Below are 12,770 nucleotides of genomic sequence, written 5' to 3' on the forward strand. Positions count from 1 at the left end.
GCAGTAAAGAGTGCAACAGCTACTTATAAAAAAGTATCAAAATGGATTTCTAAAGGCTGCAATTGCTTTACTGCTGGAACGGAGGTTCTAACAGACGAAGGGGAGAAGAATATCGAAGACATTGAAGTCGGAGATAGGGTTCTCGCTAAGTCTGAGTATGATTCTAACGGTGAGTTGGCCTACAAAGAGGTTACTGCTTTATATCGTAACCAACGTGATGATATTATAAAGCTACATGTTGGAGTGCAGATCATCGAGACGACCGACAATCATCCGTTCTGGGTGGAAGGCAAAGGTTGGGTCTTTGCAGATGAACTTCAAGTACACGATAAGCTTCAAAAGGCTGATGGAAGTAACTTAACGATTGACAAAGTTGAGTTCGTTAAGCTTGATGAGCCTGTTACAGTTTATAACTTTACGGTTGCTGATTTCCATACGTATTATGTGACGGATTTAGGGATTTGGGTGCATAATACGAGTTGCTTTAGTGGCTCTGCAACCGATTTAGTCAAATTGGCAAACAAATCGAAGAAAATTGATGGTTTATCAGATGCAGTAGTTCCATTAAACCACGTATATGATGCAGGGAAAAAATTTGTTGGAAGTGGATACAGCACAATTCAGAAAAATGGTTATACTTGGTTAATTAGCAGTAATGGTACAAAAAGAGTTAGGGTTGGCACAAAAGCGAGTAAAAGTGGTGGACTAGAAGGTAACTTTGAGACTTTCAAAAATCCATTTGATTTTAATCGTGATAATCAACTTACAAATTACCATGTAACTGTACAAAAACCTTAAGAAGGGCAGGTAGAAGTTTTTGATAATTCCAGAATTGAAAGACATCATTATTATGGGGAATCCTGCTATTACAGGTAAACTAGAAATTGATGAGACTGTTAATTTAGGGGATGATTTTCTATTATCAGGAACAGCATGTATTGGTACGAAAGAATCCAATGCATGTGATAATTTTGACTTTACAGTCATCTCCCCAAAAGCCCTTGAAAAAAAATTAAATACAACTAACTTAATTTATGGAAGGGCATACTTCATACTAAAGGAATTTGATATAAAATTATTAAAAGAAAGAATAAATAACATAATCACGAATTGTCAGGGCGAAACGTGGGAGGAAATTGCACTGAAAATGAGCCCTTATTTTTACTGGGAGTACGAGAAGTAATATTTCGATTCGACCTTGCGGGTTTAACACCTTCAAGGTCTTTATTTTACCCCACCCAGTGCCGAATGAATCGGGCGGCACGTCCCGAAAGAACTTAACCCTCATCACCCCCGTATAATATTCCTCTAATATACCTGTACGCACATGCAATGCTTGAATTTTATACCCTAAATAATGGTGTTCCGTTGCGTTGGATAGGTCGATTATGGTCAGATACCACCATGATTGACCTGTTTTTTGTTATCTTCGCTTTCTCACGGTTTTTTCAAAATGAATTGCAACTGTAAACTACCCTGTTCCGATAGAGAGCGTGAAAGGAAGGCGCATCTTTTAGGAAGGATAGAACGACTATTCATAGTAAGGGCGTCAAACTTATAGGTTTTTTGATTCTGTCAGTAACTGAACTGACCTTTACAGCGATTGTTACGGCGAAAGAAAAAACTCTGCTGACGAGCAGTTGACATAGAATGGGGGGCGATTCGGCTAGTCGCCCACTCGTATATAAAAACCGAAATTGAAAGGGAGAATTAGCATGGCGAAAAATATTCAAGAAAGATTGATAAAGCTATCATTGGACGAGAATTGGCACTGTTTTCATAGCACATTCCAGCAAAATAAGTATTACATTCCGTATCCTCATATGATTAGGAAGTGCTATGGCATGAGCATGAATGAAAGAGGCGTACTACTAGATATCCTATCTCATTTAGGGGAGAACGAAGAAGCCTTTCCCTCTCAAGAGACTATTGCATGTAATTTGGGAATTAGTGAATCCACTGTAAAGTCGGCTATAACCTCACTTGAGGAAAAAAAGTTCATCAAAACAGTACGCAGAAGGGGGCAAGTAAATCGCTATAGAATTGACCAGTTAGAGGCTAACCCGTATCTAGTGCTCTCTGAGAACGTACATTTCTTCCTGAGACTTTATCAGCCAAGGTATATCAAGAAGACCCTGATTCAATCCGTCATTGCGAATATCATTAACGGCGACTCATATAAATCATATGCAAATTAAGGCTGTGGCACAAGCAATTTATGACGATTTACAAAAAGCATTAGCAGGAAAATAATAAGAGGTGAAGAAGCTTGGAATACGAGAACTTAATCGAACGATTATTAATAGCAGTGCCACAAATTAGACCATATTATGAAGAGGAAATCGAATGGCTCGAAGAGGATTTACCACACGTCATCTTTGGTATGGTGGTCACTCCGTTCATAATAAAGTCTATTAATGAGCAAAAAGATATAAGTAATCTCTATGGCTTCTTGGAAGAGATGGCTCTATCAGACGAAAAGGTTCAGGAAGTATTGGTTGTCTCTGTTCTCGAATCCTTAATAACTGAGATAGAGATTATTGAAACAGCCAAGGCATATATGGGTGATTTAACAAGAAAACTTTGCGTTACAACACAAAAAGCATATGGATACTGATGTAGGAGACCTTGGGGAGAACATCCTCAAGGTCTTTCTTTTATCCCCACCCAGTGCCGAATGACTCGGACTACTAATTCCAAGCTAACCTAACCTAACCCTCGTAATCCCCCTATGAATTTTCTTCAAAATGTCGTGTACGCACAAAACCACTCAACAATTGAATTTTATATCCTTTTCTTAGTAACTTCCTGCTTCATCAAAACCTTAAAATCATCAGATACCACCGTAATTTGTTCCAATTACCTTACCTTCGTTTTCTCACGGTATTTGCCAAATAAATTAAAAATGTAAGTAATCGTAACAAACCTCCTCCTAAGCCGATAGGGAGGGCGAGAAGAGAATTTCCGCAACTATAGAGATACATAGTCCGACTACTATGGTGTGGGGGAAGCAACAAATCATCATTTTGCTTCGCAACGATCTGGACATATGAAGCGATTCTTATTGTGTAAAAACAATCTGGTAACGTGCCAGTTGATATAGAAAAGGTAAGGCAACGTGAAGGATCGACCTCATAAGCCGCCGCAGGGTGGTACAGACAACGATTGCAGAAGGAAGGAACTAAAGATGAAGACAAAGGTAAACGACTTCTGGTTGACTAAAAGTAACAAAGCCGCTAATTCGTACATGGACGAGGTAGCCAAAGAAAATAGCTTTACTGGACAACACAAAGGATATACTGTCTTGCCGCATAAAAATCATCGGTGTTACGGCTTAAGCCAGTATGAAAAGCTGATATTGGTTGATCTTATCGCTTAGCTATATAGATGATGATAGTATGCTTTTTCATATGATTCCTGAAGAATGGGCTCATGAGATCTATTATGGTTCTGATTCTGTTTGGTGGAAGAAAGATATAAAGGAATTAACTCCTCTTCCGTATAAGAATGAATAAATAGTATGTTGTGTCATTTTGGGGGTCTGTCTATAATTTTAGGGTTAAGGAGTACCATACCTATTATGTTTCCAACTTGCATGTATGGACACATAATCAGGATTCATGTGGTAAAGTTAGTTATGTTGATGTATCTGGTTTAACGAGATGGAATGCACTATTATGATAATTATTAAAGGAGAGATCTAGTGTGGAGGCTTATCATATTCATAATTTATATAATAAGTCCGAAGATGAAAACAATATAGAGGTAATAAAATTACTTCATTCTTTTGTTGCTGATGGGGAAGAATTATTGTTTAAGACAAATGGAATAACTCAGTTTACTTCATTCTCAGTATACGAACGAAGAGTATTTGGAAATTGTGATTGGGTTTACCCATTTGATCCTCCATCAGGGTATTATTCTAATCAAATATGGTACGCTCCTAAAACAGATGAGGAAATTGAAGAAATCATAACAGAAGATTGGTACTTTACATGTATAGTTCATAAAGTAGGAAGAGCATTTTATGAAAGAACATTCGTATTGCATATGCACGATGAATTAGATGGCTACATCCTTTCGGTATACTGTGAAGAACCAAATTTGTTTAATGTAGTTCTACCCAGATTACAGATCTTTTTTGAAAATGGTCTAGAACTAGTCTAACATTTAGAGTCGACATGAGAGTAACCGCTTCAAGTGGCCTTTTGGAAATTGATATAGAAGTAACACTATCCAGTCCCAAATGGATTGGCTGGCCAAGTCAAATATGACTTAACTTTCGTTAGTGCATATGAAATAATCACAACGAATAACCTCTCAACAGCGCTGTTGAGAGGTTATTTATGGTTGTCCCAGCAGCGCATCTATATGGTTTGAGTCCCGAGTGACGAAGGCAGTAGTTAGTCGATGATCTAGATAGATTGAGTAAGGTTACGGATTCTGAACAGGGCACGCTGGATGAGATGAACCGCTTAACGGAGATGGATATCTCAAGTGGTACGGCTGGAGGAATCAGCACCTTTTCCGGGAGCCGCATCGCAACAAATGACATTTGAATATGAAGCGAACAGCTTATTGAAACGTCAAGTGTCTTCAAGTAGTGCGAATACTACTTTTAGTTACAATGGCTACGATTTAACAGGTGTGAATATCGGAGGAGGTGCCTCATCCCAGCAATTCTCCTACGAATATGATAACAATAAGAATATTATAAATCGTACTCAGAACGGGACTGCAGACCAGTTGACCTATGATTCCCTAAGCAGAATCGAGAGTGAACAAAGTGAAGGAAAGGACAAAACTTTCACCTACGATGATCAAGGCAATCGCCTGACGGTGGCAGGCGGCGAAATATCCGGGATGAAGAATGCCGAATATATCTTTGATTCATTGGATCGCTTAACTGGCGTGAAGGGCGAGGGTGAAGGAGCGGAAGCCATTGATGTCACCTACAGCTATAATGGAGATGGCTTGTTATATGAACGTGTAGCCAAAGGTGAACGCGTTCGCTACTATTATGATGAGCAAGGCAAGCTCTTAGCAGAGGCAAAGATCGAAGCGGGCAACACAGCACAAATGACCTACTTCTATATCTATGATCTGAATGGACGTCTCTGGGCCCGTCAGAACAAGACAGGTGAACTGGAGTATTACCAGTTTAATGGACATGGCGATGTTATCGGATTAATCGATAGTGCAGGTAATGAACTGAACACCTACAGCTATGATATCTGGGGTAACCCGATAGATGAGGAAGAAGACGTTCCGAACGTATTCCGCTACTCCGGAGAATATTGGGATAGCGATACGGGACTTCAATACCTGCGAGCCCGCTGGTATGATCCGAATGCCGCGCGGTTCGTATCTAGGGATACGTATGAAGGGCAGATTTCGAATCCATTAAGTTTGAATTTGTATTCTTATGTGGAGAATAATCCGTTGATTTATACAGACCCGAGTGGACATACAGTTGCGCCATATCCAATTTTTTAATAGTAGATGATATTAATACAATTATTGATCCCAATTCCTCCTCATTTAATAAGTCTTTGGCGATAGACAAGATTGAGAAAGAGCCACGAGAGGCAACGGTTTATAACTTTGAGGTTGCTGATTTCCATTCATACATTGTATCTAACCTTGGTATTTGGGTTCATAATTGTAAAGTGGATTTCAAGAATTTTTCCGCCAAAGAAATAGAAAGAAAATTTGACCTTAAGAAGGGACAGTTTCATAAAGTGAAGCAGGACATCATTAAAGATCTAACTAATTAAAATTCCCCATTTAAAGATAAAATGAAAAAAGTGGGTAATAATCCAGACATACACCTAAGTTCCGATGGAACAATTAGAATTATGTCCAGGGATGGGAAGACATCATTTGATACTGACTGGAGCATCAATGGATTCCTCCCATGAGAAAGGAGAAATAGAATGTCTTTTGATTTGGAAGTTTTAGTAATGAATCAAGCACATCCTGTAATCTTACCATTTCAATCTTTAATAGAAGTGATGAATGAGCAGAATGATGAGAATGTTACAAGATTTAATGATAATTGGAAAGTTATGAGTCGAACAAATGGAGTTTGGTATTCTTTAGTCAGGGATGATGACGGAGTTAAAAATGCGTACCTACTTTGTGATTCAGATTTTGAAGAAGGTATTGAACGAATACCTATTCCTTTTTGGATTCAAGATGAAGATGTGATGTATAATCTAACCCCATTGATTATTCGTTCAGAATTTAAAGTAGACTTTGAAAAAATATTAAGATTTTTTCTTGGGCAGTCTCCATCCAATTCAATTATGTTCTTAGCGAGATATCAGGGGGGGGATTACGAAATAGTCCAAGGCGTTCTAACTATTAGCGAATTTATGAGACAATTAGTCATGAAAAATATATTGTTCAACATTTGTTATATCATTGAAGAGTAATATCTAACCTTGAGGATTGCTATCCTCAAGGTTTCTTTTTACATTCACCCAATACTGAATGAATCTGTGGCTGCATTCAATGGAACTTCACCTTCACAAATCTCGTATGAACTTCACTTCACCTCCGGAGAATATTGGGACAGCGACACCGGACTCCAATACCTGCGAGCCCGCTGGTATGATCCTAATGCCGCAAGGTTCGTATCTAGGGATACGTATGAAGGGCAGATTTCGAATCCGCTAAGTTTGAATTTGTATTCGTATGTGGAGAATAATCCGTTGAAGTATACGGATCCAAGTGGGAATAGTCCTATTGTGGGTATTCTTCCAAAAATAGTTCAAAGGATACGGGCAATGGTGGTTGGTGGAACAATTGCTGCAGGCGGAATTACAATATCGCAAGCAAATAAAAAGACTAAGGATTTTGCGATACCAATTCCCGAGACTATTGCTGAAACTAGAAATAAAAACAGATAAAATGATATAAATACTTTATATCATGCAACTGATATTGCTGGATCAAATAATATTTTAAGTAAGGGTATCGATATTTATAAAGGGAGAGATATTGAACCTGCATCAGATGATGATATGTGCTTAATAAGTATTAACGATAACAAGATTGATATTGATAATACCATAGAACAAATTATCAGTTAACATGAATTAGGTCTTAAGGGTTTAAACCCTTAAGATCCTTTTTGTAGCTACCCAGGTGGAAAAATTGCTACAAAAGGCGGTAAAATAGCTGTAAAGAGTACAACAGCTGCTTATAAAAAAGTATCAAAATGGATTTCTAAAGGCTGCAATTACTTCACCGCTGGAAACAAGGTACCTCATCCCAGCAGTTCTCCTATGAAAGGTGTGCATCTTGGATCTATGAACCCTACAACGGGTGAAATGTATAAAGGACCTGTTAAGGTAAGGGGAGGACGATAGAAATTGATTGATATTTTGGGAAAAATAAATAATAGAGAAATTTCGATTGAACAAGCTAATGGTATTATGAATGAAACTGTAGATGGACTTCACGAAGGGGAATTAGAAGGTGAAATTCATGAAATACTGTGTTTGGATAACTATGAATGGACAGCGATTTGTCATTCATTGGATTTGGGGAAACTTGCAGATTGGCGGAAAAATGGGTGGCCAAAAATCTGTTGTAAGTGTGGATCTGGAATTGAGTATAAAAAATATGGTTGGGTAATTAAAGATAATCATCTGAAGGGATTGAATTGCTGTAGATAATAAATCCTTGTATTTTATGAACAAACAGGTTGTTTATGGTGAAGTATCGCTATAAACAACCTGTTTGGGCAAGTAAGCTCTTAACTCAAATCTATGTCCTAGCATATAACAAAATAATAGTTGCTAGTTATTAAATCACATCAAGTAATAATAGTGATGGTTGGAGCGGAAATCGTAGGTTGAGTAGTTATAGTTGATGTTGTATTTCCGAAGCTTGCTATCTCAAGTAAGATAGGTACAGATACGGAAACATCAGTCGTATCTAATACTAGATTAGCAGTTGTTAGTGTAGATAGAGCGCCTTGTTGGAGCACACCATTAATATATACATTGAAATAATCATCTGAAGTTATTGCAGGAAGGTCAACTACAGGTGCGTCGGCATCGTCAACAAAACTTGCAGCAGGAATGGTAATATCTGTGGTTATCATTCCAGCAGTTATTGTTGCGAAGTAACGAGAGACAGTTGGGTTGACAGCGGTAGTAATAACTCCACCAGTCGATTCTGGAGAAGTAGAAGTAGCTGTGTAGACAGGTTTTATAACGGGCATGTGATCACCTCCATTCACTTAGAAATAACTGAGTGAAATCCTCGGTTATATTAATAGTTAATGTGAAAAAAGGAATTCTGAAACGGCAGAGTTACTGTTGTTTAGTTTTTTTAAAAATGGATTTTGATGATGTCCAATCTTTCACATAGGTAGATTACATATTATGAATAAACTGATGTGAGGAGGAGTTTTAAATGGCGCGTCGTAAGCTCAATAAAATAAAATGCAAAAAAACAGTGCGAAAAAATAAAGTAAGTACTAAAAATAGCCATAAGCATCAACAAAACACTACAGTGAAGATATATAATAGGATATATTCAGAAAAATCCAAAACAAAATTAAAATCAAAATCAAGATCTAGACGCATTTGCGGTAAAGTAGCTAAAGCTAGATGTAGAGTAGGGATTCAAGGAGTTGAAGGTCTACGAGGTTTACAAGGTCCTCAAGGACTACAGGGACTTCGGGGCTTAGATGGAGTTAGAGGGGATCAAGGGCCAATTGGATTGCAAGGACCTCAGGGAATCGCTGGAGTTCTGGGGCCAGTCGGACCCCAAGGACCACAAGGTAGTGCAGGAGCTACTGGATCTGAAGGAAGTGTTGGTGCTACGGGACCACAGGGAATCGCTGGAGTTGTGGGTCCTGTTGGACCTCAGGGTGTTCAAGGACCTCAAGGGCAGCCGGGTACAATATCAGGCGTATCTATTATACCTAGTTCGCAAAGATATTTTTATTTTGCTACTACCGATATTGATTCACTAATCGTCATCCAAGCTAATCAATTTTTTGACGACGAAGGAAATTCAAGCAATAGTTTTGTAGGTCTTGGCCTAAATAGTTATTCAAATTTATATATTAATGGCGTATTACAAGAAAGCAGTTTATACATTCTAACTGATAATACTTTAACGCTTATTGTGGATGGAGATATTATTTATTTAGGCACTCCAATTACTATTGAGATTGTCCAATTTGTTGCACGTATTATTTCATGAAGCGGATAACCGATGGTTTATACAGGATGAATCCTGAGTCTCAGTATGGTTTGTCTTGAATCATGAATAAGAAGCAGCCAATAGGATGCTTCTTACTTATTCTAGGGTAGACTTGTGTTGATCACGTATAACAAACCTTGGAATTACGCGTATGTAAATTAATTCTCCGATCAATTCTACAATAGTCTGGGTGACAATAACGGCTGCTGCAATCGTAGCCCATTCATCTGGCAAAGCCAAAGCTAAAGGAAGCACAACGAGCGAATTCCGTGTTCCTGAACTGAAAATAAGCGCTCGACCTGCCCCTACATCCAATCGGAATAGCACGAATGATAATATTGAAATCGGCATACACTTTTGCAATTTGGGATGCTACGATGACGATAAGGGCAAGTGCCATGAATGGGACGGGCAACCAAGCTGTTGTATTTAGTGCAGATTGACCCATCGGGTTGCGCCGAGCCCATATTTGTGTGAATACGGCAAGCAATAATGGGAACACAATTAAAGTTAAGAATGCCTCTACAAAAGGACCGATCTTCACAATATTAGCCACTTGCTCCCCCATAAACAGCCACATAAAGATCGGGAGCAATATCATTTGAACTACGAATAGAATAGGTGTTACGGCTAGCATTAGCTTCTCATTCCCGCGTCCAAGCTGTGTGAAGACAATGACATAATCGATACATGGAGTCAGCAATACAAGGTAGACCCCGACTAGAACAGGCGGAGACTGCGGGAATAATTGTATCAGTAGCCATACGATAATAGGTACAATAATGAAGTTTGTAAGTAATAATGCGCCAATAAATTTTCTATTTGAAAGAGACTCTCGAAGATGAAGAAAAGGAATCTGTGTAAACATTCCAAACAGAAGGATAGCCAGAATAGGAGAAATGGTGAAGTGAAGAGATGAACCTGCCGTAGGAATTGCTAATCCTATCATTGCTCCAATGAACAAGGATACTACATATAACCAAATTTGCTTATTCTCAAGCTGTTCTCTCGTGATCAATTGAAAGTTAACCTCCTCATATTACTATTTTGTTATATAATGTTTATAAGCTCTCCTAAAAATAAGGGATTGGCTATATCTGCAAGTGAAGGTATTATAGATATAACTATGGTGAAGATCGATACATTAACTATTCTATATTATATTAACGGAGGATTCGTATGAAATATATAAGTACAAGAGGTCAGGTAGAAGCTCAAGGGTTTATTGATACCGTGCTCATGGGATTAGCCAATGATGGTGGACTCATGATTCCAGAAGAGATTCCACATATCTCGCCAGAGACGTTGAAGCAATGGAGTAAGCTTAGTTATAAGGAACTGTTTCTCCAAATTTTTGCCCACTATACGAATGATGAAATCCCTTATGAAGATCTCAAAGAAATGGCTGATAAGAGCTATGCCAGCTTCCGTCATTCTGAGGTAACACCTGTTAAGCGAATAAATGATTCACTATATATTCTAGAGTTATTTCATGGACCGACATTTGCATTTAAGGACGTAGCTCTGCAATTCATGGGCGAATTCTACTCGTATGTATCTAAGAAGCAGAACAAAATTATTCATATTCTTGGAGCAACTTCAGGAGATACGGGAGCAGCAGCAATTCAAGGAGTTCGGGGGAAAGAAGGCATCAAGATTTGTATTCTGCATCCCCACGAGAAGGTGAGTAAAGTACAGGAACTGCAAATGACAACGGTTGATGATAAGAATGTATTGAACCTTTCAGTTAAAGGGAATTTCGATGATTGTCAAAAGATTATTAAAGAGCAATTTGCAGACTTAGACTTTAAAGGAAAGCATAATCTTCGAGCGATTAATTCGATCAACTTCTTGCGGATCTTGGCACAAACGGTCTACTACTTCTATGCTTATTTCCAAATTGAGCAAGGAGACCAGCCGAAGAAAGTTAATTTCAGTGTTCCATCAGGTAACTTCGGGAATATTTACTCGGGCTTCCTAGCGAAGAAGATGGGTTTACCTATTCATAAGCTGATCATTGCAACGAATGAGAATAATATTCTTGAGCGCTTTGTGAAGACGGGTGAATATAAACCTGGTGGTTTCAAAAGTACGCATAGTCCTTCGATGGATATTCAGGTGGCAAGTAATTTTGAGAGATATCTTTATTATTTCTTGGGTCAAAATGCAGAGAAAGTGTCTGCTTACATGAAGCAGTTACAAGACGATGGTAAGATTGTCATCAGTGCTGAGGACTTAGTACGTGTTCAAGCTGATTTCGAAGCTTATGGTGCAAGTAATGAACAGTGCTTAGAATTAATTAGTAAGTACAAGGCAGATGATGACTATTTGCTAGATCCACATACAGCTTGTGGGATTGCAGCCTATGAAGCATATAACGCTGAAGATGAGGTTTGTATCTCATTTGCTACTGCACATCCTGCGAAATTCAATGAGGCGATAGAACAGTGTAATATTGAGCAACAATTCCCTGTGGAGATTAAGGAGTTATTCTCCAAGCCGCAACATCAGATTGTTCTAGAGCATAATAAAGAAGAAATCATTCGAGAACTTGTGAAATTTTACGAGAGCTAATCAAGTAAACTCTATTAGAAAAAAGGGAAAATGATATCCAAAGAAACAGCAGATCAAGAGTCCTTGATCTGCTGTTTTCTATTTCTACTCCATGATTTGAAATTCACATGAATTAAATAACACCCAGTCGCATCCGGTAGCTGAATATAACTTCACGGGATTCTCCTGAGAAAGACTGTGACACAAGTTCACGGAACTGTATCACTTCGGAATGAAGCTCTTCTGCTCCTAATTTAAGAGCTGTTTGCAGCCCACCTTGGCTGAGGGCGATGTTGACATATCGCTCTGCATTACATTGCTCGCTGTGGTGGAAGACGATTTCTCTAGTGTAGCGGAACAATTCGGATTCCCTAATATGCTGTAAATGCCCATCCTTATTCCATTTATGTGCACGTTGTTCCTGTGGTGCTAATTGTGCTGCAAGAGCATCTGCGTGGGAGATCAGTTGTTGGTACTTATCATCAATCCTCCAGTCGGAGACAGGAGGCCAGTCGTAGTCATAGGCGGCAAAGATGCCACCTGGACGTAAGATGCGGGCGAATTCCTGTAGCGTACTCTGTGGCTCCATCCAGTGGAAGGACTGTGAACAGGTTACGATGTCAGCACTTCCAGATGATAATCCTAATTCATGGGATAAACCTTCTCTGAATTCAAGTGTTGACGGTTGTCCGCTGGCATTCCATTTGGATATGGCAACTTCTCGCATATCATCACTGGGTTCGAACCCGATGATATGATCTGCTGAATTAAGCCATACAAATGATGACAGGCCAGTTCCACATCCTACATCTACAACCGTGTGTGGATGACCGCCTAAATATGTGGTGAGAATATTGACGACTTCCATAGGTGCCACAGGACGATTCTGATCATATAGTTCTCCGAAACCAGCGAAACGTTCGACATTGTTGTGGCGTACTTTTTCAATCATGCTCCATTACGCTCCTTCATAATTTCTTTGGAATATC

15 protein-coding genes and 2 pseudogenes are annotated in these 12,770 nt (G+C 38.9%); 14 read left to right on the forward strand and 3 right to left on the reverse strand.

All coding sequences use genetic code 11. From position 1 onward, the window contains the following. The 12 genes and pseudogenes from AC1TO9_RS17505 to AC1TO9_RS17560 all read left to right on the forward strand — a co-directional run. A partial coding sequence (locus tag AC1TO9_RS17505; RefSeq protein WP_482059998.1) for a polymorphic toxin-type HINT domain-containing protein occupies window positions 1–798 on the forward strand: 798 nt, incomplete at its 5' end. A 34-nt stretch (window positions 799–832) separates the two neighbouring features. Next, window positions 833–1,183: an Imm8 family immunity protein gene (locus AC1TO9_RS17510; protein WP_482059999.1), complete on the forward strand. Its 351-nt coding sequence runs from the start codon at window positions 833–835 to the stop codon at window positions 1,181–1,183. 661 nt (window positions 1,184–1,844) lie between these two features. Further along, window positions 1,845–2,198: a helix-turn-helix domain-containing protein gene (locus AC1TO9_RS17515; RefSeq protein WP_482060000.1), complete on the forward strand. Its 354-nt coding sequence runs from the start codon at window positions 1,845–1,847 to the stop codon at window positions 2,196–2,198. A gap of 71 nt (window positions 2,199–2,269) precedes the next feature. Beyond that, window positions 2,270–2,617, forward strand: coding sequence for a DUF7674 family protein (locus AC1TO9_RS17520; protein ID WP_482060001.1), 348 nt, complete (start codon window positions 2,270–2,272; stop codon window positions 2,615–2,617). A gap of 501 nt (window positions 2,618–3,118) precedes the next feature. Next, entirely contained in the window at window positions 3,119–3,379 is a 261-nt protein-coding gene (locus AC1TO9_RS17525; protein ID WP_482060002.1) for a hypothetical protein, read from the forward strand. A 326-nt stretch (window positions 3,380–3,705) separates the two neighbouring features. After that, the gene (locus AC1TO9_RS17530; RefSeq protein ID WP_482056805.1) at window positions 3,706–4,167 is read left to right on the forward strand and encodes a hypothetical protein; all 462 of its coding nucleotides are present in this window, start codon (window positions 3,706–3,708) and stop codon (window positions 4,165–4,167) included. Window positions 4,168–4,424: 257 nt separating this feature from the next. Next, the gene (locus AC1TO9_RS17535) at window positions 4,425–4,559 is read left to right on the forward strand and encodes a hypothetical protein (protein ID WP_482056804.1); all 135 of its coding nucleotides are present in this window, start codon (window positions 4,425–4,427) and stop codon (window positions 4,557–4,559) included. Continuing rightward, window positions 4,549–5,496, forward strand: coding sequence for an RHS repeat-associated core domain-containing protein (locus AC1TO9_RS17540; protein WP_482056803.1), 948 nt, complete (start codon window positions 4,549–4,551; stop codon window positions 5,494–5,496). Before AC1TO9_RS17535 ends, AC1TO9_RS17540 begins: the two co-directional genes overlap by 11 nt. 56 nt (window positions 5,497–5,552) lie before the next feature. Continuing rightward, complete coding sequence (locus tag AC1TO9_RS17545; protein WP_482056802.1) at window positions 5,553–5,777, forward strand: polymorphic toxin-type HINT domain-containing protein; 225 nt, start codon at window positions 5,553–5,555, stop codon at window positions 5,775–5,777. A 159-nt stretch (window positions 5,778–5,936) separates the two neighbouring features. Next, window positions 5,937–6,437, forward strand: a complete 501-nt coding sequence (locus tag AC1TO9_RS17550) for a hypothetical protein (RefSeq protein WP_482056801.1) — start codon at window positions 5,937–5,939, stop codon at window positions 6,435–6,437. 84 nt (window positions 6,438–6,521) lie between these two features. Next, window positions 6,522–6,743: pseudogene (locus tag AC1TO9_RS17555) on the forward strand (RHS repeat-associated core domain-containing protein); the annotation flags it as partial. Window positions 6,744–7,379: 636 nt separating this feature from the next. Beyond that, entirely contained in the window at window positions 7,380–7,685 is a 306-nt protein-coding gene (locus AC1TO9_RS17560) for a hypothetical protein (protein WP_482056800.1), read from the forward strand. A gap of 140 nt (window positions 7,686–7,825) precedes the next feature. Here the strand turns inward: AC1TO9_RS17560 and AC1TO9_RS17565 are convergent, their stop codons facing one another. Next, entirely contained in the window at window positions 7,826–8,236 is a 411-nt protein-coding gene (locus AC1TO9_RS17565; RefSeq protein ID WP_482056799.1) for a DUF4183 domain-containing protein, read from the reverse strand. A gap of 194 nt (window positions 8,237–8,430) precedes the next feature. Between AC1TO9_RS17565 and AC1TO9_RS17570 the strand changes: the two genes are divergently transcribed. After that, window positions 8,431–9,228: a DUF4183 domain-containing protein gene (locus tag AC1TO9_RS17570; protein ID WP_482060003.1), complete on the forward strand. Its 798-nt coding sequence runs from the start codon at window positions 8,431–8,433 to the stop codon at window positions 9,226–9,228. Window positions 9,229–9,324: 96 nt separating this feature from the next. On the opposite strand, the pseudogene AC1TO9_RS17575 reads toward AC1TO9_RS17570, so the two are convergent. Beyond that, window positions 9,325–10,246 (reverse strand): annotated as a pseudogene (locus AC1TO9_RS17575) (arsenic resistance protein). 161 nt (window positions 10,247–10,407) lie between these two features. Here AC1TO9_RS17575 and thrC point away from each other — a divergent pair. Next, entirely contained in the window at window positions 10,408–11,802 is a 1,395-nt protein-coding gene (thrC, locus tag AC1TO9_RS17580) for a threonine synthase (protein ID WP_482056797.1), read from the forward strand. 112 nt (window positions 11,803–11,914) lie between these two features. Here the strand turns inward: thrC and AC1TO9_RS17585 are convergent, their stop codons facing one another. Continuing rightward, window positions 11,915–12,733: a class I SAM-dependent methyltransferase gene (locus AC1TO9_RS17585; RefSeq protein WP_482056796.1), complete on the reverse strand. Its 819-nt coding sequence runs from the start codon at window positions 12,731–12,733 to the stop codon at window positions 11,915–11,917. Window positions 12,734–12,770: the final 37 nt, after the last annotated feature.

This window comes from Paenibacillus sp. Y916 (genome assembly GCF_056786435.1).

What these genes read in the sequence shown, in the direction of transcription:
- AC1TO9_RS17515 (WP_482060000.1), top strand. Translation starts at nt 1,845, where the DNA reads ATGAGCATGAATGAAAGAGGCGTACTACTAGATATCCTATCTCATTTA.
- AC1TO9_RS17540 (WP_482056803.1), top strand. Translation starts at nt 4,549, where the DNA reads ATGACATTTGAATATGAAGCGAACAGCTTATTGAAACGTCAAGTGTCT.
- AC1TO9_RS17550 (WP_482056801.1), top strand. Translation starts at nt 5,937, where the DNA reads ATGTCTTTTGATTTGGAAGTTTTAGTAATGAATCAAGCACATCCTGTA.
- AC1TO9_RS17565 (WP_482056799.1), bottom strand. Translation starts at nt 8,236, where the DNA reads ATGCCCGTTATAAAACCTGTCTACACAGCTACTTCTACTTCTCCAGAA.
- AC1TO9_RS17570 (WP_482060003.1), top strand. Translation starts at nt 8,431, where the DNA reads ATGGCGCGTCGTAAGCTCAATAAAATAAAATGCAAAAAAACAGTGCGA.
- thrC (WP_482056797.1), top strand. Translation starts at nt 10,408, where the DNA reads ATGAAATATATAAGTACAAGAGGTCAGGTAGAAGCTCAAGGGTTTATT.
- AC1TO9_RS17585 (WP_482056796.1), bottom strand. Translation starts at nt 12,733, where the DNA reads ATGATTGAAAAAGTACGCCACAACAATGTCGAACGTTTCGCTGGTTTC.